16 protein-coding genes and 1 pseudogene are annotated in these 19,978 nt (G+C 62.7%); 11 read left to right on the top strand and 6 right to left on the bottom strand.

All coding sequences use genetic code 11. The annotated features are described in order from the left end of the window. Positions 1-3: 3 nt before the first annotated feature. Entirely contained in the window at positions 4-192 is a 189-nt protein-coding gene (locus tag ACE10W_RS34185; RefSeq protein ID WP_131234198.1) for a hypothetical protein, read from the bottom strand. A 35-nt stretch (positions 193-227) separates the two neighbouring features. Continuing rightward, positions 228-392, bottom strand: coding sequence for a DUF3551 domain-containing protein (locus tag ACE10W_RS34180; RefSeq protein ID WP_231166709.1), 165 nt, complete (start codon positions 390-392; stop codon positions 228-230). 367 nt (positions 393-759) lie between these two features. Here ACE10W_RS34180 and ACE10W_RS34175 point away from each other — a divergent pair, with 367 nt between their 5' ends. The 8 genes from ACE10W_RS34175 (at position 760) to ACE10W_RS34140 (ending at position 12,230) form a co-directional block, all read left to right on the top strand. Then, positions 760-1,863: an efflux RND transporter periplasmic adaptor subunit gene (locus ACE10W_RS34175; RefSeq protein WP_304548308.1), complete on the top strand. Its 1,104-nt coding sequence runs from the start codon at positions 760-762 to the stop codon at positions 1,861-1,863. Further along, positions 1,860-4,922 carry an efflux RND transporter permease subunit gene (locus ACE10W_RS34170; RefSeq protein WP_304548307.1) on the top strand — a complete coding sequence of 1,021 codons (3,063 nt, stop codon included), beginning with the start codon at positions 1,860-1,862 and terminating at the stop codon, positions 4,920-4,922. Before ACE10W_RS34175 ends, ACE10W_RS34170 begins: the two co-directional genes overlap by 4 nt. Before the next feature lie 143 nt (positions 4,923-5,065). Continuing rightward, complete coding sequence (locus ACE10W_RS34165; protein ID WP_011090046.1) at positions 5,066-6,499, top strand: basic amino acid/polyamine antiporter; 1,434 nt, start codon at positions 5,066-5,068, stop codon at positions 6,497-6,499. 26 nt (positions 6,500-6,525) lie between these two features. Beyond that, positions 6,526-7,788, top strand: coding sequence for an arginine deiminase (arcA, locus tag ACE10W_RS34160; protein WP_304548306.1), 1,263 nt, complete (start codon positions 6,526-6,528; stop codon positions 7,786-7,788). A gap of 234 nt (positions 7,789-8,022) precedes the next feature. Beyond that, positions 8,023-8,868 carry an outer membrane beta-barrel protein gene (locus ACE10W_RS34155; RefSeq protein WP_304548305.1) on the top strand — a complete coding sequence of 282 codons (846 nt, stop codon included), beginning with the start codon at positions 8,023-8,025 and terminating at the stop codon, positions 8,866-8,868. 664 nt (positions 8,869-9,532) lie between these two features. Next, on the top strand, positions 9,533-10,726 hold the full coding sequence (locus tag ACE10W_RS34150) for an ATP-binding protein (protein ID WP_304548304.1): 1,194 nt from the start codon (positions 9,533-9,535) through the stop codon (positions 10,724-10,726). Between the two features lie 70 nt (positions 10,727-10,796). Next, a complete protein-coding gene (locus tag ACE10W_RS34145) occupies positions 10,797-11,426 on the top strand; it encodes a response regulator transcription factor (RefSeq protein ID WP_304548303.1) in 630 nt (209 codons plus the stop codon). Between the two features lie 168 nt (positions 11,427-11,594). Next, a complete protein-coding gene (locus ACE10W_RS34140; protein WP_011090041.1) occupies positions 11,595-12,230 on the top strand; it encodes a response regulator transcription factor in 636 nt (211 codons plus the stop codon). Positions 12,231-12,300: 70 nt separating this feature from the next. Here ACE10W_RS34140 and ACE10W_RS34135 read toward each other — a convergent pair whose 3' ends face one another. Continuing rightward, the gene (locus tag ACE10W_RS34135; RefSeq protein WP_231166632.1) at positions 12,301-12,873 is read right to left on the bottom strand and encodes an SEC-C metal-binding domain-containing protein; all 573 of its coding nucleotides are present in this window, start codon (positions 12,871-12,873) and stop codon (positions 12,301-12,303) included. 118 nt (positions 12,874-12,991) lie between these two features. Next, positions 12,992-13,945, bottom strand: a complete 954-nt coding sequence (locus ACE10W_RS34130; RefSeq protein ID WP_304553954.1) for a hypothetical protein — start codon at positions 13,943-13,945, stop codon at positions 12,992-12,994. Between ACE10W_RS34130 and ACE10W_RS34125 the strand changes: the two are divergent. Continuing rightward, positions 13,862-14,053, top strand: a pseudogene (locus ACE10W_RS34125) (IS5/IS1182 family transposase); the annotation flags it as partial. The gene ACE10W_RS34130 and the pseudogene ACE10W_RS34125 overlap by 84 nt on opposite strands. A 10-nt stretch (positions 14,054-14,063) precedes the next feature. On the opposite strand, the gene ACE10W_RS34120 reads toward ACE10W_RS34125, so the two are convergent. Then, positions 14,064-15,173, bottom strand: coding sequence for an IS630 family transposase (locus tag ACE10W_RS34120; RefSeq protein WP_304548173.1), 1,110 nt, complete (start codon positions 15,171-15,173; stop codon positions 14,064-14,066). Positions 15,174-16,009: 836 nt separating this feature from the next. Then, the gene (locus tag ACE10W_RS34115) at positions 16,010-17,341 is read right to left on the bottom strand and encodes a PcfJ domain-containing protein (protein WP_246740346.1); all 1,332 of its coding nucleotides are present in this window, start codon (positions 17,339-17,341) and stop codon (positions 16,010-16,012) included. A gap of 163 nt (positions 17,342-17,504) precedes the next feature. Here ACE10W_RS34115 and ACE10W_RS34110 point away from each other — a divergent pair, with 163 nt between their 5' ends. Both ACE10W_RS34110 and ACE10W_RS34105 read left to right on the top strand, forming a co-directional pair. After that, positions 17,505-19,010 (top strand): amidohydrolase family protein, encoded by a 1,506-nt coding sequence (locus ACE10W_RS34110; protein ID WP_231166634.1) that lies wholly within the window; start codon positions 17,505-17,507, stop codon positions 19,008-19,010. 3 nt (positions 19,011-19,013) lie between these two features. Beyond that, positions 19,014-19,943: a GTP-binding protein gene (locus ACE10W_RS34105; protein ID WP_028172897.1), complete on the top strand. Its 930-nt coding sequence runs from the start codon at positions 19,014-19,016 to the stop codon at positions 19,941-19,943. The last annotated feature ends 35 nt before the right edge of the window (positions 19,944-19,978 follow it).

Here is a 19,978-nt window from a genome sequence, read left to right as displayed (position 1 = left end):
GGGTCAGCTCGCGCCGTTCTGCGATGTTTCGAAAACCAGGCCTTGTGCATTGAAGGACGGGATTCCGGCGGCGGCGCTGTCGGCGGCCGCAGCCGAGAACCCGTCGATGTGTCGAAACGGGGGTTGGCGTAGCGATACAACAGCATCCACACCGGTTCGAATGGCGTCCACGAGCGGATCGTTCGACGCCATCGCCCTGGATGGGCTCTCGCTGCCCTGCCACGCAACTAGCGTGACGCCTGCCGAGGGAAGCAGGTGCCGCCTCTTCCGCTCCGGGACGCCTGGCACTGATCCTGGGTGGAGTACTTGCAGTTCACCATCCCTTTGAACTTGGAGCACCATTGGTTCTGCTGGGTCTGTGCCGATGCAGTCTGTGGCGCGATGGTCAGCATTGCCGAGATCGCCGCCGCAACTAGGATCAACTTTCGCATCTTGAACCCTCCTGATTCATCAAGCCGACGCGCTCGATCGCTTCATCTGGGCGTGCAACCGTGCGCTCTTGATGCGACCGGCGATATTGGGTGATTGCCTGATCAGGCGTCAGGAATTCCCTAGAGCGCTCTCCGACGGATCGTCACGCCTCGTCGGGTTTCTGCCTGCGTTTGCGTCGTGCCGTAACCGCGATTGCATCCGGCCGCACCGAGTAGATTTGCCGATGTGTGCGGTCGATCCCCTGGGCAAGAATACCGAGGGGCGATATCGCGAAATCGCAACCTCGGGAAAGGCGGACCTGCCCGGCAACGTTTCAGGAGCTTGGCTATGCGCGGTCGCCGAACAACATCTCGGCAAGCCATTGCATTGACGCTGATGGCGGCTGCATCCGCGTCGGTCCTGGCTGCGTGTGACCGTCAAGTGGAAACCAAGGAATCGTCTCCGCGTCCGGTCCGGACCACGACGATCGAGAAGCGTGAGAGCCTGGTGCCGCTGACCTTCACGGGGCGCATCGAGGCGGAGGACGAAGTCAGCGTCGCTTTCCGGATCTCCGGACGTCTGCTTGCGAACGACACCAGGCTCGGTGACAGGGTCGAGGCCGGGCAGTTGCTGGCCCAACTCGAGCCTCAGAACGAGCTGAGCACATTGCGACAGGCGAAGGCCGCTCTTTCCGCCGCACAGGGCCAGTTGACGCAGGCACTCAACCATTACGAACGCCAGGAGACGCTGTTGGCACAAGGGTGGACCACGCGTGCCAATTTCGAGGCGGCGACGCAAGCAAGACAGACCGCCCAGTCGCAGGTCGAGGCGGCGGAGGCGCAATTGAGCTCTGCGCACGATCTCGTCAGTTTCACCGAACTGCGAGCCGACGCGCCGGGCAAGATCACCGCGACGGGGCCGTCGGCCGGCGAGGTCGTTCAGGCCGGACAAATGATCGCGCGGATCGCGAGGCAGGACGGCCGCGACGCAATCTTCGATGTTCCTGCTCAGATGGTCAGATCGGCCCCGGCCGATGTGCAGGTGACCGTCAGCCTGACGGATGATCCGAAGATTACGGCGCGAGGCCGCATTCGTCAGATCGCGGCTCAAGCCGATCCGGTCACCCGCACCTTCGAGGTCAAGGTCGGCCTGACGGATCCACCGGCGGCGATGCGGCTCGGCGCGACTGTCAATGGCCGCGTCGAAACCAGTTCCGGTCCGGTGATCGACATACCGGCAACCGCGTTGACGCGGATAAATCGACAGCCGGCGGTGTGGATTGTCGATCCGTCGACGAACCTCGTTTCGGCGCGCAATGTTGATATCCTGCGTTTCGACCAGGCACAGGTCATCGTCTCGCAGGGGTTGGACGCCGGAGAGATCATCGTCACCGCGGGCGTGCAGGCGCTTCATCCGGGCCAGAAGGTGCGGGTGCTCGGGGCAGAGCCATGACCGGGCTCAATCTCTCCGACTGGGCCCTCAGGCATCGCTCGCTTGTCGTCTATGTCATGATCGTTGCCGTGATCGCCGGGGGCCTGGCGTATTTCCGGCTTGGTCGAAACGAGGATCCCTCCTTCACCATCAAGACCATGGTCGTTCAGGCGGCCTGGCCGGGGGCAACGGCCGAAGAGACGATGAAGCAGGTGACTGAGCGGCTCGAGCGCCAATTGCAGGAGACGCCCCATCTGGACTTCCTGCGCAGCTTCACCCGGGCGGGTCTCGTCACCATTTTCGTCAACCTGGAAGGAAGTGCGAACGCGAGGCAGGTTTCCGACACCTGGTATGAGGTGAGAAAGAGCATCGGCGACATGCGGCACACCTTGCCAGCCGGAGTTGTCGGTCCGGGCTTCAATGACGACTTCGGTGACACGTTCGGCATCGTCTACGGCTTCACCAGCGACGGCTTCACGCAACGGGAGTTGCGGGATCACGTCGAGCGCATCCGTTCTCGATTGCTTCAGGTCCCGGACGTGTCAAAGATCGAACTCCTGGGTGCGCAGGACGAAGTGATCTTCGTCGAATTCTCCAAGCAGGAGCTCGCGACCTTGGGCGTCGACCGGGCGGCTCTGCTCGCCGCGCTGCAATCGCAGAATATCGTCCGCCCGACGGGCGTGATCCAGACCGGCAAGGAAAGCATCTCCGTGCGGGTGTCGGGCGGTTTTCAGTCGGAGCAGGACATCGCCAGCGTCAATTTCGTCGCAGGAGGGCGCACGATTCGCCTGAGCGACATCGCGCAGGTGCGGCGCGGCTACGTGGATCCGCCGCAACCGATGTTCCGGGTCAACGGCCAGCCCGCAATCGGGCTTGCCATCGCAATGCGCGACGGCGGCGACATTCTTGCGCTCGGCCGAAACGTCAAGAAGGTGATGGCGGAGATCACCGCCGATCTCCCGATTGGAATCGAGCCGATCCTCGTTGCCGACCAGGCCGTCGTGGTGGGAGGCGCGATCGGCGAATTCATGACCTCGCTCCTTCAGGCTATCGCCATCATCCTGGTGGTGAGCTTCATCAGCCTCGGAATCCGTCCCGGCCTCATCATCGCGCTTGCCATTCCGTTGACGCTGGCCATCGTGTTTCCGATCATGGAGATCGCTCGCGTCGACATGCAGCGAATATCGCTGGGAGCGCTGATCATCGCGCTCGCACTGCTGGTCGACGACGCGATGACGACCACCGACGCAACGCTCAATCGGCTGGCGCAAGGCGACAGCAAGGTCGACGCTGCGACGTTTGCCTACCGCAGTCATGCCTTTGCCATGCTCGCCGGAACGCTGGTGACGATCGCGGGCTTCATCCCGGTCGGGTTTGCCGCGAGCTCGGCCGGCGAATATACGTTCTCGCTGTTTGCGGTGGTTGCGATCGCGCTCCTGGTGTCGTGGCTCGTTGCCGTGGTCTTCACGCCCTTGCTGGGTGTCGTCATTCTCGTCCCGCCGGTGCAGAAGGGGGCTGCCGAGCCTGGCGCGATGTTCCGTTTCTATCGGAATTTTCTGACGCTGGCGATGCGCGCCAAGTGGCCGACGATTGCGATCTCGCTGGCGCTCTTTGCCGCGTCCGTTCTCGCGCTTCCGTTGATCCCGCAGCAGTTCTTTCCGTCGTCCGATCGGCCCGAATTGCTTGTGGACCTCACCCTGCCGCAGAATGCATCGATCCATGCGAGCGAGACGGCAGCCAAGCGCCTGGATGCAGCATTGGCCGCCGATCCGGACGTCCGTCATTGGAGCACCAATGTGGGGCGCGGCGCGATCCGCTTCTATCTTCCACTGAGCGTGGAGCTTCCGAACGATTCCTTCACGCAGGCGGTTGTGGTGGCAAAGGACGTCGCAGCGCGCGAGCGCCTGCAGGCGAGGCTGGAGCGTCTTCTCGCGGAGCAGTTTCCGGCTGCCGTCGCGTCGGTTTCGCCTCTCGGCCTCGGCCCCCCTGTCGGATGGCCGCTGCAATATCGCGTTGGCGGACCCGATGTGGAGCAGGTACGTGAGATTGCGCTCAAGGTCGGGCAGATCGTTGCCTCCGATCCCAGGACAAAGAGCATCAACTTTGACTGGATGGAGCCGGAGCGCCAGCTGCGGATTTACGTCGATCAGGATGAAGCGCGCCGTCTCGGCCTGAGCTCGCAGGCGATATCGAGCGTATTGAACACCGTGATATCTGGCGCAGTCGTCACCCAGGTCCGCGACGACATCTATCTGGTCAACGTGGTGGCCCGGGCTATCGACGAACAGCGCATTTCGCTGTCCAACCTGCGCACGCTCCAGGTGCCGCTGCCTGGAGGAAAGACGGTGTCGCTCAGCCAGTTTGCGACGTTCGGATATCATCAGGAGCATCCCCTGATCTGGCGGCGCGACCGTATTCCGACCTTGACGGTGCGTGCCGACATCGGCGGTGGAACGCTGCCAGATACGGTGGTGGATGCCCTATCGCCCGCGATCGAAAAGCTGAGGAAGACGCTTCCTGCATCCTACGGCGTGGCCGTCGGCGGGACCGTGGAAGAGAGCCGGAAATCGCAGGCCTCCGTGCTCGCTGTGGTGCCCATGATGCTGTTCGTCATGTTCACGGTTCTGATGGTCCAGTTGCAGAGCTTCCCGCGACTGGTCATGGTCGTTAGCGTGGCCCCGCTCGGGATGATCGGTGTTGTGGCCGCGCTGTTGCTGTCCGGCAGGCCGATGGGCTTTGTCACCATTCTCGGCGTTCTCGCCCTGCTCGGCATGATCAGCAAGAATGCGGTGATTCTGATCAGCCAGATCGATGCGGAGCGCGCGCAGGGCAAGAGCCCATGGGACGCCGCGGTGGATGCCAGCAGCTCCCGTTTCCGTCCCATCATGCTGACGGCGGTGTCGACCGTTCTCGGCATGATCCCGATTGCTCCAACCGTCTTCTGGGGCCCGATGGCGGTTGCAATCATGGGCGGCCTGCTGGTCGCGACCGTGCTGACGCTTGTCTTGCTGCCGACATTGTACGTGACCTGGTTCGGGGAGAAGGGACCAGCCATGGCCTCCGCTCCACCGTCGTCTTGAGCGGCTGTTTCCGGCGAGGGAAATCCCGACGCGCGACTAGGTAATCACCCGATATTCCAGGTGTCGCCCAAGGCGCATCGTGCGACCGCCGGCAAGGTCGCTCGGCCAGGATGTTGCGCACCCGCGTGTCGCGAGGTCTTCACATGACTGGGACGCCGTCAATCCAAAAGCTCTCCCTGTTCGCATTGACCGCGATGGTGGTCGGCTCGATGGTCGGCTCGGGGATCTTCTCGCTGCCGAGAACTTTCGGCATCGCCACCGGTCCGTTCGGCGCGATCTTCGCCTGGTGCATTGCCGGCGGCGGCATGTACACCCTCGCGCGGGTGTTCCAGGCGCTGGCCGAGCGAAAGCCCGAGCTCGATGCCGGCGTCTATGCCTATGCGAAGGAAGGATTTGGCGATTATCCCGGCTTCTTGTCGGCATTCGGATACTGGATCGGCAGCTGCATCGGCAACGTATCCTATTGGGTCCTCATCAAGTCGACCTTGGGCGCCTTCTTTCCGGTCTTTGGGGATGGCAACACGGTCACCGCAATCATCGTCGCCTCGATCGGAATTTGGCTGTTCCACTTCATGATCCTGCGCGGCGTGCAGCAGGCGGCCGCGATCAACACCATCGTCACTGTCGCCAAGATCGTGCCGATCCTCGTCTTCATCGTTATCCTGATATTCTCGTTCAACGCCGACATGTTCCGCGGCAATTTCTGGGGCGGCGAGGGCATGCCGGACAAGGGCCTGTTCGAGCAGATCCGCGCCACCATGCTGGTCACGGTGTTTGTCTTTCTCGGCATCGAGGGCGCCAGCGTCTATTCACGCTACGCCAAGGAGCGCGCGCATGTCGGTGCTGCGACCCTGCTGGGGTTTGCGATCGTCACGAGCCTGATGGTGCTCGTCACCATGCTGCCATACGCCGTGCTTCTCCGCGCCGAGATCGCCGGCATGCGGCAACCGTCCATGGCGACGGTCCTGGAGGCCGTGGTCGGGCATTGGGGCGCGATCTTCGTCAGCATCGGACTTCTGGTTTCGGTGTTGGGGGCCTATCTCGCCTGGTCGCTGATCTGTGCCGAGGTGCTCTCCGCCGCCGGCCGGACCAGGGATATGCCGGCATTGTTCGGCACGGAGAACGCGAACAAGGTGCCGGCCGCGGCGCTCTGGCTCACCAACGTGATCGTCCAGCTCTTCGTCATCAGCACCTATTGGTCGCAGGATGCCTTCGCGCTGATGCTCAATCTGACGAGCGTGATGTCACTCATTCCGTTCTTCCTCGTCGCGGCCTACGGGCTCCTGCTCGTCAGGCGGGGCGAGACCTATGAGAAGAGCGGCAGCGAGCGAACGCGCGACACGATCTTTGCCGGCATCGCCGTCATCTACACGCTGTTCCTGATCTATTCGGCCGGAATGAAGTTCCTGCTGCTGTCCTTGATCCTCTACGCGCCTGGCACGGCGCTCTATTTCTGGGCGCGCCTGGAACAGAAGGCGAGGGTCTTCACGGCCGTCGAGTGGGGCATCTTCATCGCAGCCGCCGTCGGCGCGGCTGTCGGAATCCACGGATTGGCCACCGGCTACATCACGATCTAGGCAAGGCAACCCTCAAGGGCAGTCCCATGGCAAAGCAGGCATCGGAATCCAACAGAGCCTTTGGCGTTCATTCGGAGGTCGGTCAGCTCCGCAAGGTCATGGTCTGCTCACCCGGCCGCGCCCATCAGCGCCTCACGCCCTCCAATTGCGACACCCTGCTGTTTGACGACGTGCTGTGGGTCGAAAACGCCAAGCGCGATCATTTCGATTTCGTCCAGAAGATGCGTGATCGCGGTGTCGACGTGGTCGAGATGCACAACCTGCTGACCGAGACAGTTGCGATCCCCGAGGCCCGGAAGTGGATCCTCGACAACCAGGTTGTTCCCGATCAGGTCGGTCTCGGTCTCGTCGACGAACTGCGGGGCTATCTGGAGAGCCTCACGCCGCGCGATCTGGCCGAGACGCTGATCGGGGGCGTTTCGACCCATGACTTCCCGGACGCCCATGGCGGCGAGATGCTCAAGCTCGTCCGCGAGGCCGCCGGCATGACCGAGTATCTGCTGCCGCCGCTTCCCAACACTTTGTATACGCGGGACACGACATGCTGGATCTATGGCGGGGTCACGCTGAATTCGCTCTATTGGCCGGCGCGGCATGAAGAGCCGATTCTCGCCACCGCCATCTACAAGTTCCATCCGGATTTCGCCGGCAAGGTCAATGTCTGGTGGGGCGATCCGACGCGGGATCACGGTCTGGCGACGCTGGAAGGCGGCGACGTGATGCCGATCGGCAAGGGCAACGTCCTGATCGGGTTGAGCGAGCGCACCTCGCGGCAGGCGATCAGCCAGGTCGCGGCGGCCCTGTTCAGGAAAAAGGCGGCCGAGCGCGTGATCGTCGCTGCGATGCCCAAGCTCCGCGCCGCGATGCATCTCGATACCGTCTTCACGTTCGCGGACCGGGATTGCGTTCTGCTCTATCCCGACATCGTCAACAACATCGCGGCCTTTTCCTACCGGCCGGCCGACAATCCCGCCGGCCTCGATCTGCGCAGGGATGAAAAGCCGTTCGTGGATGTCGTGGCTGAAGCGCTCGGCCTGAAGAAGCTGCGCGTGGTCGAGACCGGTGGCAACGCCTACATGCGCGAGCGAACGCAATGGGACAGCGGCGCTAACCTGGTTTGCGCGTCCCCGGGCGTGGTGTTTGCCTATGACCGCAATACCTACACCAACACCTTGCTGCGCAAGGAAGGGATCGAGGTGATCACCATCGTCGGTGCAGAGCTGGGGCGGGGCCGGGGAGGCGGTCATTGCATGACCTGTCCGATCACCAGGGACGCGGTGGACTATTAGGCGGATCGAGTGGGCTCGGCCGCGCCGCCAGCGTGCCGCGCCCGCGCGCCGTTCCGCCTTTTGTTGGGGGCAACGCAACCGATCGGTCACGTGCAGCGTGAGTTCCCCGGCGTCTCTTTCGCAGCGTCGGGAGCTTCCGGCATTTTACGAAATGGCAATCTGTCGGTTCAATCCCTGATTTAAAGTCCTATCACTAACACGCCACAATCGTCGCCCAATCTAAGGCGATTCCTGGTGTACGAAGAAGCCATCGGGCATGCCATGCGCGGATCTATCGTTCTGTTGCCGGTCGTTGGATTGTTTGGAGCAAGCGCCGCGTGGGCCGCGGACGTTGATCTCACCGAGCTGAAGGCGAGCAGTCCCGTGCCGTACTACTCCGCTCCGTCGTGGAGCGTCGTCGGTTCCGTCGCGCCGACTTTCACCGACAATGCCTTGTTCAGCCGGGACAACCGCAAATCGGATCTCTACTATGAGCCCGACGTGAGCGTCAGGCTGGACGGGAATCTGACCAATGACCTTTCATACCGGCTCTACGCCCGCGCCCAATACGAGGCATTCGCGACGGAGAAGGATGGCAACGCTGCAGTCGCACGCGTCGGAGCGCGCCTGACGGAGAATTGGGACGGCTGGCGCTTCTCCGCCATCTACGAGAACCGATACGATTTCGATGGAGTCTACCGGGACCTTGCCTTCACCTCGCATGACGTGATGGGCTCAGTGGCGCGCGACTTCCGCATGAATAATGTGACACTCTCGCCGCTGTTGCTTGTGACCTACCGGTTTTCCGACCTCGCGGAAGCTCGCCGCTGGCGCTTCGATGCGTTGCTCGGCATCGAAGTCAAGCTCGATCCGAAATGGTCAATCGTGAGCACGCCGCTGTTCGAAGCCTTCTGGTTCACAGACGGGCTGAACCGGGGGCGGCAAGACCAGATCTACTCGGCGGACCTGGGTGTGAAGTACAATTTTACCAGCAACGTGTCGCTGACGACCAGTGTGTTGTACGAAGCGCGTACATCGAACGTTGCTGTGCGGCGCTACCGGGACCTCAGGATCGGTCCTCGACTTGACTTCGCTTTTTGAGGGGCCTGCAAGATGATGAAATGCGCGTGGGTGCTGATGGGAGTCGCCGTTGGGCTAGCGGCGCCGTCTGCCGCCGTCGCAGACCCGCGCGATTCTGTCGACCGAAGCCAGCGCCTGGATACTGATGCACTCAGGGACGACGCCGCCACTCACCGCCTCCAAGTGCCGTCTCATCCGCTGGTGATCGCGCCGCCTCAGCAGCCTTCTCCGAGCGCGAAGGCTGGAAAGAAAAAGAAATCCAGCGCGAGCGGAGCCGGAACCCGCTAGGCGCCTGATGGACGTGTCGTCCGACGTTGACCCGAGAACGATATGCACGATTCTCGGAGGGCGCTGCTTGCGTATCGGGGAAGCTGTTATCCCCTCGTGCCGTTCGTGAAGTCTATTGGCGGCACTTTAGCATTTGTTGCATCTCTTTTGAGTCCAGTGCCGAATGGTCCGGCACGAACCGCATATTTGATCCCTTCAGGTCTCCCCTCACGAATTCGAGATTCCAATCTCGCGCCAATACTACTTATGGCGCCATCAACCTAACGGTGTATAATCTGCGGACCCCACGGGCGTCCGTACTCTGATCCAGGGTGATGCCCCGCCTGCGGGGCAGGACGGCGACTCCTGATATCGAGCTTCAATGTCGGGCGTTGCCGCAGCAGAGTGAGCGCGTACCGTGAAGCCTCATAGCTTTCCCGCTTCCGAGCCAATTCGAACCAGCGGCACAGGGTCGTTCCGGCTCGATTTCGAAGAGGCCGGCGACCGGCTGTACTGGATGAGCTCGGCTGACTTTCTCTTCGTCGTGCGCCCTTCGCCTGGCCGTCGCTTCGTCTATGAGGGGATCAATCCGGCATTCGAGCAGCATCTCGGCATCTCGTCCGAAGACATCAGGGAGATGGACGTCTCCAGCTGCATGAGCAGGGATGACGCCAGATCCATCTATGAAGCCCTTCGCGCCTGTCTCGCGGAAGGAACGGAAGTGAGGATTCGCCATCGTCTCGCATTTGGCGACCGGCGGCAAAATATGGAGACGACCATCGCTCCGGTTGTGGATCCTGTGGCGGGTAGCGCGATCCGGCTGATCGGCAGCCATCGTACCGTGCGCCATGGTGCATTCGAAACCGCGACCGAAGGTGTCGATGATGTTCAAGTCATTGCCAATCTGGCGTCCATCCAGGAGGATATCCAGCAGCGGATTGCTTCCGATCTCCATGATTCGACATGTCAGCATTTGATTGCCGCGAGTCTCGGTCTCATGCGGCTCCGGCGTGAAATGAGCGACGCGGTCGGCGCCGAACGGCTTTGCGGTGAGATCGACGCGTCTATCGATGAGGCACTCAGGGAAATCCGTGCCTTTTCCTATCTGCTACACCCCCAGAATCTGACGATCGACAGACTCAAGGCCGCGATCGAGCACTACGCTGATGGTTTTGCGGCCCGCACCTCGTTGCGGGTCACGACCAGGATCGTGCCCGACGTCGATAGGCTACCTTACGAGAAGCAACGCGCCTTGCTGCGGATCGTCCAGGAAGCCCTCACGAACATATTCCGCCACGCGCAAGCGACGGAGGTGAGCATCGTTATCGACGCCATCGGCGCTCGTTTTCGACTGACGGTCACCGACAATGGGCGGGGGATGCGCGCCGACTACGCGAAGCAAGGTGCGAAAACCATATCCGTCGGCGTCGGCATTCCCGCGATGAGGGCACGGCTCGAACAGATCGGAGGGTCATTGGATATCCACTCCGATCCGGCAACACAGCTCTCCGGCACCATCCTGCGCGCGGTGTTTCCGCATGGGCTGACGACGAACAAGCCTGGCCGGCGAAAGGCCACGGGCTTCGGGAGGGCCCAAGCTGGCACCCACTGAGGCAAGAAGAAGAAGGTTATCGGTAGCGGGTGGACATGGCTGCCGTATAGCGACATTGGAGTGCTCTGCCATGAAACGCTTTCTTATCGCGGATGATCACGAGGCGGTGCGATTGGGCTTGCGAGCGGTGCTCGAACAGCGGGCGGATTGGGAGGTGGTTGCCGAAGCGAACGACGGCAGCAAGGCGCTGACTGCGGCAATCGAAAGCCGGCCGCATGTGGCTATCGTCGACTTCTCCATGCCGCGAATGACGGGAGTGGAGGTTGCGCGGCGGATCAGGGACTATCCGCTGCAGACGGAGGTTCTGATTTTCACGGTGCACAAGTCCGGTCTGCTCGCGCAGCAGGCGTTCGAGGCCGGCGCACGCGCTTTTCTGGCGAAGTCGGATGCGAACAGATCGCTATTGGCGGCCGTGGACGCGCTTTTGGCGCATAAGCGGTTCTGCAGCGAAAGCTGCCGGAACGAGCTGGATCACGGCGCGGACGGCGAAGCAGACCGGGGCCGTGGGCTTACGCCACGCGAGCAGCTTGTCGTCAAGCTGGTGGCCGAAGGCTACAGCAACAAGGGCATCAGCGCGATCTTGAACCTCAGCGTCAAGACGACTGAGGCACATCGAGCGGCCGCGATGCGCAAGCTGGACGTGAACTCAACCGCAGGTCTGGTCCGGTACGCCGTTCGCGCGCAGCTGGTTGAGGCATGACGGCGCGTCGGTCCGTGGGGTCTCCTTGAAGCCGGCCACGTCGGTACATTCGCCGAGGCAGTTCAGGGTTTTGCAGGATGGCGCTTCGAGCCATGATCGGCATGATCGTTCGACCTTGCTGCTGCCGGCCGTCTCCATCGATTGCGGCCGGAAAACGAGAACGACGCCATGAAACGCATCTTGATTGCGGATGATCATGCAGTCGTACGTTCAGGGCTTCGCGCGATTGTCGAAACGCAGTCCAACTGGATCGTCGCCGGCGAAGCGACCAATGGCGAGCAGGCCGTCGGTTTGGCCGTGGAGACGATGTCGGACATCGTCATCGTCGACTATTCGATGCCACTCATGAACGGGTTGGAGGTCAGCCGCCGGCTCAAGGCACTCGATCTGCGCACGGAGGTGCTGATCCTGACGATGCATGAAGACGAGGAACTGCTGTCCGAAGCCGTTCTGGCGGGAGTCCGCGGCTTCTTGTTCAAGTCGGATGCCAAGAAGCACCTGATTTCCGCAATCGAGGCGCTGCTCGACGGCAGGCCCTACTTCACCAGCGCCCTGGTGGAGAAGCTGCTCCACGACTACCAGCTCAACAAGCATGGCAGGTCGGACATGCTGCTGACGTCGCGCGAGCAGAGCGTGGTCCAATTGATTGCGGAAGGGCATACCAACAGATCCATGAGCGTCATTTTGAAGCTGAGCGTGAAGACGGTCGAGACCCATCGTGCGTCCGCCATGCGCAAGCTCGGAATGTCGTCGACGGCCGAACTGGTCCGCTATGCCATTCGCAAGAAACTGGTTGTGCCTTGAGAGACGCCGCCGTTGCCGTGGAATGGGTGCTGTGCAGATCATGCAGGATGCACAAGCGTCGACACGACGATCACGTGGACCGAAGCCACCCTTCCGCAGTCAAAGCTTCCAGCTCAGCGAAATAATCCGCATTCGGGTCTCGGTCGGGCGGCATGTCGGCGTGGTCGGCGTCCGATTTGATCTCCCGCATCTGGTCATTGATGTGTCCGGCGAGCACCGAGCCGATCGCATGAACCGCATCATGACGATCCAGCCCTTCGGACATCAGTCGCTGCGCCGTGCGTCGCACCGGCAGCTCGGCATCGGCAATCTGGTTCTCGACGATGGCGTGAATGACGGCGTGCAATTGCTCCCGCGGGAGGCGGATCCCGGCATGTCGATGATATGCCAGCACGAGATCAATCCGTTCTTGCTCATCCAGCGCAAGCCACTGGTCCGGATGCGGCTCCACAAGTGGATCATATCGCCAGGTCGAGATTTTCTCGTCCTCAAGCGCTGATCGGGCGACTTCCCGCGGATCAAATCTGCGCAATCCGGATGATGGCTCGCTCGGGCTTTGTGAGCCGAGGCAGCACTTCTTGAACTTCTTGCCGCTACCGCAGGGGCAAGGGTCGTTTCGTCCCACTTTGTATGAATTCCCCATTGGGAGCACCTGCGATACAACCGCGTTGACGGATCCTCTTCCGTGGAAAGAGCCATTATGAGCGTGGTGAGCTGAGCAATCTCCTGGCCACGACGTAGCGGTCAGTTGGTGATTTCGTTCATCGCCTCAGTCCAGCCAGACCCAATTCCGTCCATAGCCAACCGAAGTTGTAACTGGCCATTGCGCTGTTGCGAGCGCCGGACTTGGCGGTCTCGTTCTCCATCATCTTGAGCCATTCGACGACTTTAATTCGGCCATCGTCTGTCTTGACTGCGGCACGTGGCGTCAGTCCTCCGAGTGCGGGAACCGGCTCATCGAGGACGCTGCGGTAGTGCCGATCCATTTGATCGTGGATTATCGCACATTTCTCCGCCTCGGAGATGTCGACTTCCTGAGGCTCAGCGGCGTTGTGCGATGCCATCATCTGTTCGACAGTCTCGGTTTCGATCGAGGGTTTCCCGACGAGCGAGCCGAGTACCGCGGACAGCAGCGCATTGCCGCGCTCGCATCGCTGCCGGGAGTTCACGCTGAGCACGACCGCCTTGTCCTCCAGCCTCACATCGCCGAGCACGAGTGAGCCGTCGTCGCGCCAGGTCTCGAGGTTCAACGCCTGCCCTGGCCGTTCGCCGGCCGCCGCGGTGGCCCGTCTTTCTCGGGTGATCCAGTTCCAGCTTGTCGTGTCCGTCATGCAAAATTCATCATGCGCCTGGAGCGCGCTCCGGATGCTTTTGCTCGTCGTGCCGGCTGCAAGAGGGAAGCGCGCAACACAGAGGACCACCTCGTCCCCTTCGGTGTTGCGCAAATCGGGAATTCGCGGTTCTCGAACCCGGTCGATCAGGTCGACCAGGCAAAAGGTCGCGAACAGCGAACTGTTTGCGCGCGCCATCTCGGTCGGAGAGAGATTGGCGATCGCCTCGCCGCTGACGTCTTCTTGGAAAATATCCTCCGCCAGCCTTCGTCTCTCATCCCAACATCCCCCGCCAGGTCCAACCGAAAGCTGAAGCCCTACTTCAGCAAGCGGCTCTACCGCGAACGCAGCCTTACTGAACGCCTTTTCTGCAAACTGAATCACTTTCGCCGCGTCGCCACGCGCTACGACAAGCTCGCCAGCAACTTCCTTGCCTTCGCCGAACTGGCGTCGATGCGACTCTGGCTTCGCGTTTATGAATCTACGTCCTAGTCACGTGAATCTAAAGTTCGCCACATAAAGTCTGCTGGGCTTTGTGGCAGAAGCGTTTGACGGAAGCCAAGATCTGGTCTGCGGACTTGGTCCATTTGAAGGGCTTCGGGTTATTGTTGTGCAGTTCGATGAAGGTACGGATGTCGGCCTCGAGTTGCCTGACGGAGGTGTGAACACCTCGCTGGATTTGCTTTCTGGTGAGCTCAGCGAACCAGCGCTCGATCTGATTGATCCATGACGCGGAAGTCGGCGTGAAGTGGACATGATAGTGCGGCCGGCGAGCGAGCCACGCTTTGATCTTGGGTGTCTTGTGGGTGGCGTAGTTGTCCATGATGATATGGACAGCGAGCCCCTCAGGGATTTGAGCGTCGATCTCTTTGAGGAACTTCAAGAACTCGACCGCCCGATGGCGCTTGTAGCATTTGCCAATGACAAAGCCGGAAGCGACATCGAGCGCGGCAAACAGCGTGGTCGTACCATGCCGCACATAGCTGTGGGTGCGACGTTCCGGCACGCCCGGCATCATCGGCAGGACCGGCTGCTCGCGATCCAGGGCCTGGATCTGGCTCTTCTCGTCGATGCTGAGGACAAGGGCTCGGTTCGGTGGGGACAGGTAAAGCCCGACAATATCGCGCACCTTATCGACGAATAGGGGATCGCTCGACAGCTTGAATGTCTGGCTGCGGTGCGGCTGCAAGCCGAACGCCGTCCACATTCGGCGGATCGTGGTGTGAGAAAAGCCAGTTTCGGCGGCCATCGAGCGGATCGACCAGTGCGTCGCGTCGCGCGGCGTCGTACGCAATGTCCGCTCGATTACCTCAGCAACCTGATCGTCGTTGATGGTTCGAGGACGGCCAGGGCGGGCTTCGTCAAGCAGGCCATCACAGCGGTCCTTCAAAAATCGGCGGCGCCACTTGCCAACCGTGTGTTCGTGGAGGCCGAGTTCGGCAGCTACCGACTTGCTTGGCAAGCCATCCGCACACCGCAGGATCGCGCGGCAGCGCTCAGATAGCGATCGGGCAACGCGATGACGACGAACCTGCCTCTCCAAGTACGCCCGCTCCTGCGGGCTAAGAACCAGCGGCGCGATCGGCCGGCCTCGCTCACCTGCATTCGCCACGAGCTCTCTCCTCTGTAGAGATTCGAGCTATCAACTAATGTGACGAACTTGCGTTCCAGATGACTAGTACGGGTGGGTCGGCTTTGATCGCTTGGAGGCGACCTTTGGATAGGGCCGGCGGCGGAGAAGATGCGCCTCATGATAGTGATCACGAAACAGCGTGATTCAGTTGTCAAGCCTTCACCTTCAAAATATTCCACTTTACCGAAATTCGGATTTATCGTATTTGTCGGCCATCCCAGCCCGGCAAAAGGGGCGGTCGTACGTCGTCACGAACGCGGGCTGGGTTGCGGTGGACGCGGGCGGCGTTAAAGGCGGTCAGTAGCGTGCAGGGCGAGATGAACCTCGTGAGCGCACTACGGACCGCGATCGACGGACGGCGCTCAAGCCCTGCGAGGCCTCGGGTGAGGCAGGCATGTCCTGCGAAGCCCTCAGGCGAAGCAGGGGTGCCTGCGTACGGCGAAACCGTGTGGTCCTGGCCGTCGTTGCTACGGTCAAGCCCTGGCGAAGGCGTTATTCGCGTCAACCGGCGCGATGCCGTGCATTTCGCGAAGGCGAGGGAGGCCAGAACGAACTCGGCTCCCGGGAGAGCGCGGCATAGGCCGTCAAACCATCGCGCAGGGAAGGCCGGGTTTCGGCTGCCCTGTGTCTCCCCTGTGCATTGCGTGTGCATCTGTTCAGCGCAGGGGTCTTAATGGGTGCCAGCCGGCGCCCGGTCTTCCCTGCGCCCTTTCTTTTGGAGAGAGGGTGTGAAGCGAAGCATAGCTCGGGCAAATCATGCCGCGAGACTGCGGCCGCGTGTCGGCCTGACTGGGATGGGAAAACACCGCGTCCACTCACAGCGTGTCGAACGCCTTGCGCGACGGGGCCATCGGCAGCCAGTCCGGAATGCGGCGCTTGGCGAGCCAGTATGGCCGCCACAGGGGCACCCAGCTTCCGCGGTCGAGCGGCGTCGTTCCCCAATCTCGCTGCCTCATGTCGATCTGCGACAGATCGTGCCTGTGCAGCCATTGGCGCGCCGCCCACCACAGCTCGCGCGATACCTCGATGTTGCCGGGCCCTTTGAGCTCGACGATGTTCGGCAGCGGATCGCGATAGCGGCAGGCGATCCGCAGCGTCGCGACCCGTTGGCCATCCTCCCGTATGCTCCAGACCCGCGACCGGTTGTGCGCGAGGTTCTGGCCATAGGTGTTGAGGCAATTCCTCATTGCCTTCGCCTCCTCGGTGATGGCGGCAATCGAATCCAGCGGCAAAAATTCGTAGCCCGCCACCCGGCCGGGGCGCAGCCACATATCGGCGATCGGCTGGCGGCCGAGGTTCGCATGCAGGGCCACGATCGTCCGCCAATCCTCTGCGGCCGAACGTGCGGCATCGATGCGCATGTCCGGTGTCCATGGCCTCTCGATCAGATCATGTCCCAACGTCGCGGGCTCGGTCGAATACCAGGCCCAGAGACAAATCAGCCGCAGCCGTGCAGGCTTCACCCGTCGCGGCTCGCGCGCAAATTCACGCGCGATCCACGCCGCCATCGGTTCGTGCGCGAGCTCGGCGGCATCGGCCACGAGCTGAAGCCATGTCGGCGCGAGCTTGGGAGAGCGCGGAAGGTGGTTCGCGATCTGTCGCCGAAAGAGTTCGCCGTCGGGCAATCGCGGGATCGGACGCGCAAACGTTTCCGGAGGCAGCTTGCGCAGCCACAGCGGGGCGTCGGCGGCAGCCGCCGCCTCCGCGAGGGCATGGCCGTCGATCACGCACGCAATCGCGCGTGCAGGATCGAGCCCCCGCCGCGGAACAGCAAGCGCGAAGAGCAGCGCGGGAAAGCTCGCGGCAAGGTCCGCAATGCGCGGATGCCGCACGGCCAAGGCGCGCACCGCGCCCTGGAAGCGCGGGTGATATCGCCGCAGCCGGCTTTCCAGCAGGTCGCAACGCCGGTCGCCTCGATCAGGGGCCAGCTTGAGATTGGATGTCATGACAATAGGTTCGCAAACGCGCGCCAATAGGTCGCGGCAGATTCGATTTGATGCAGGGCTTGGTGGTCTCACCCGGGAACCGATCCCGGGAAGCGCGTCAAATATCGCGCGTCGAACCCGGGAAGCGTGCAGTCGTAGACATGGTCGCCTCCAAAAATGAAATTGCGCGCATCCCATAGCTTGGCATTTGCCGGGATGCAACCCGAGACTGCATCTCGTATGCGCGTCCCCGCGACAGCCGCGCGGCAATATGCATGCTGCATCGGCATCCGCGGCGGTGGTCGTTGTCACAAAAATCTGCCTCTATGCGGCCCAGACGCACCTCCGAAGCTGCTGCCGGGTCTTTGGAGGTTTTGGCAATGGCATGCGGAGTGACGATATGAGCGGTTTGGTGATCTCTGGCGGCCGGGTGGTGGATCCCGCGAGCGGGATGGATGCCATCGGCGATGTGGCGGTGGTGGACGGCAAGATCGCCGCCGTCGGCTCCTCGCTCGGCGGCGCCGAGCGGGTGATCGACGCCACCGGGCTCGTGGTGGCGCCGGGCTTCATCGACCTGCACGCGCATGGCCAGTCGATCCCGGCGGATCGCATGCAGGCGTTCGACGGCGTGACGACGACGCTCGATCTCGAGGCCGGCGTGCTGCCGGTCGCATCCTGGTATGAGCGCCAGGCCAGGAAGGGGCGCGTGCTGAACTACGGCGCCGCCACCAACTGGGCTTTTGCGCGCATCGGCGCGATGACGGGCTCCAACGCGGAGAGCTCGCTCGAGGCGTTCGGCAACGCCATGCGCGACCGCCGCTGGATGGACAATGTGGCGAGCGATGCGGAGGTCGCCGGCATCCTCGATCGCCTCGCGCGCGGCCTCAACGAGGGCGGCATCGGCATCGGCATCCTGAACGCCTACGCGCCGGGCGCCGGCGTGCAGGAGCTGACCGCGGTCTGCCAGCTCGCCGCGAAGCAGGACGTGCCGACCTTCACCCACGTCGCCTACATGTCGCGCATCGACCCCGAGAGCGCGGCGGAGGCCTATATCCGCCTGATCGGCTATGCCGGCGCCACCGGCGCGCATATGCACATCTGCCACTTCAACTCGTCGAGCAAGACCGACATCGAGCGCTGCCGCGTGCTGGTCGAGAAGGCGCAGGCGCAGGGCCTGCCCATTACGGTCGAGGCCTATCCTTACGGCACCGGTTCGACCGTGCTGGCCGCGGCCTTCTTCAGTGATCCCCAATTCGTCGAGCGCAACGGCACCGGTTACGATTCCGTGCAGCGCGTGACCGACGGCTATCGCTTCCATGATCGCGCGGAGCTGCTCAAGGCGCAGGCCGAAGAGCCGTCCTCGCTGGTGCTCTGGCACATCCTCGACACCGAGAACAATTCGCATCACCGCGACCTGCTCGACATGTCGGTGCTGTATCCCGGCGGCGCCATCGCGTCCGACGCGATGCCGTGGACGACGTCGGACGGCAAGACTTACACCGGCGATGCCTGGCCGCTGCCGGATGACGCCACCTCGCATCCCCGCTCGGCCGGCTGCTTCACGAAATTCATCCGCGAATGGGTGCGCGAGCGCAAGACGGTGTCGCTGCTGGAAGGCGTGCGCAAATGTGCGCTGATCCCTGCGGAGATCCTGTCGCAGAGCACGCCCGCGATGCGCGCCAAGGGCAGGCTCGCAAAGGACGCCGATGCCGACATCGTCGTGTTCGATTACGAGAAGCTGAGCGACCGCGCGACGTTCACGGCGATGAACCGGCCGTCCGAGGGCGTGCGGCATCTCGTCGTCAGCGGCCAGCCGCTGATCAGCGACGGCATTCTGGATGTGACTGCGCGGCCCGGCCGGCCGGTGCGCCGCCCGGTCGTCGAGGGCTGACCCATGCCGGTCCCCATTCTCCTGGTCACGGGCTTTCTGGGGGCGGGCAAGACCACGGTCGTCAACCATCTGCTGGCGCATGCGGAGGGACGGCGCATCGCCGCCGTGGTCAACGATTTCGGCGCGATCAACATCGATGCGGAGCTGATCGCGGGCGCGAGCGACGGCGTGGTGAGCCTTGCCAACGGCTGCATCTGCTGCTCGCTCGAAGGCGATCTGCTCCGCACGCTGTCGACACTGCTGCGGCGTGATCCGAAGCCGGAGTATATCGTCATCGAGACCAGCGGCGTCGCCGATCCCTCCGACATCGTGCGCAACCTGATGGATCCGGTGATCCTGCGCGAGGCGCCGCTGGAAACCGTGCTCTGCGTGATGGACGCAGGCACACTGCCGTCAGCCCTGGATGACGCGCTGGTGCGCGCGCAGCTGCGGGTCGCCGATATCGTGGCGCTCAGCAAGCTGGATCTGGCGGACGAGGGCGCGGGTGCCGGCATGCGCGAAGCCATCCGCGCGCTGCGCGTCCCCGCCGTGGTGGTCGATGCGCAGCACGGCGAGATTCCCGCCGCGCTGCTGTTTCCCGCAGCCATCGATCGCGCGCCAGCGACACGCGAGCCGGGGCCGCGGCGGCCGGCAGAGGAACGCTTCGAGACGTTGAGCTGGACCTCGGACCACCCAATCTCGTTGCCGCGCTTGCAGCAGGCGATCGGCCGGCTGGCGCCGAAACTCGCCCGCGCCAAGGGCCTGTTCGAGACCGTCGAGCAGCCCGGCCGTCTGACGGTGTTTCAGTTCGCCGGCGGCCGCGCAACACTGGCGCCGGGTGAGGCGCCGACACCAGGCGTGCCGCGGTCACGCATCGTTTTCATCGCCGAGCTCGGCGTTCTCTCGAAGGCGGAGCTCGATGGGATCATGGCGGAGTGCGTTGCGAGTGGGTGAGATGAGGCGGTAGGATGGATTGCAGTCACAGGGAT

This window comes from Bradyrhizobium sp. B025 (assembly GCF_042257955.1).
In the GTDB taxonomy this organism is placed as follows: domain Bacteria; phylum Pseudomonadota; class Alphaproteobacteria; order Rhizobiales; family Xanthobacteraceae; genus Bradyrhizobium; species Bradyrhizobium diazoefficiens.
Note: the sequence above shows the minus strand (reverse complement) of the source record. Positions and strands in the feature narration are given on the sequence as shown.

Bases quoted from the DNA above. Each gene is read 5' to 3' on its own strand.
- ACE10W_RS34105 (WP_028172897.1), top strand. From the start codon at position 19,014: ATGCCGGTCCCCATTCTCCTGGTCACGGGCTTTCTGGGGGCGGGCAAG.
- arcA (WP_304548306.1), top strand. From the start codon at position 6,526: ATGGCAAAGCAGGCATCGGAATCCAACAGAGCCTTTGGCGTTCATTCG.
- ACE10W_RS34180 (WP_231166709.1), bottom strand. From the start codon at position 392: ATGCTGACCATCGCGCCACAGACTGCATCGGCACAGACCCAGCAGAAC.
- ACE10W_RS34185 (WP_131234198.1), bottom strand. From the start codon at position 192: ATGGCGTCGAACGATCCGCTCGTGGACGCCATTCGAACCGGTGTGGAT.
- ACE10W_RS34175 (WP_304548308.1), top strand. From the start codon at position 760: ATGCGCGGTCGCCGAACAACATCTCGGCAAGCCATTGCATTGACGCTG.
- ACE10W_RS34165 (WP_011090046.1), top strand. From the start codon at position 5,066: ATGACTGGGACGCCGTCAATCCAAAAGCTCTCCCTGTTCGCATTGACC.
- ACE10W_RS34135 (WP_231166632.1), bottom strand. From the start codon at position 12,873: ATGGGGAATTCATACAAAGTGGGACGAAACGACCCTTGCCCCTGCGGT.
- ACE10W_RS34170 (WP_304548307.1), top strand. From the start codon at position 1,860: ATGACCGGGCTCAATCTCTCCGACTGGGCCCTCAGGCATCGCTCGCTT.
- ACE10W_RS34145 (WP_304548303.1), top strand. From the start codon at position 10,797: ATGAAACGCTTTCTTATCGCGGATGATCACGAGGCGGTGCGATTGGGC.
- ACE10W_RS34140 (WP_011090041.1), top strand. From the start codon at position 11,595: ATGAAACGCATCTTGATTGCGGATGATCATGCAGTCGTACGTTCAGGG.
- ACE10W_RS34110 (WP_231166634.1), top strand. From the start codon at position 17,505: ATGCGGAGTGACGATATGAGCGGTTTGGTGATCTCTGGCGGCCGGGTG.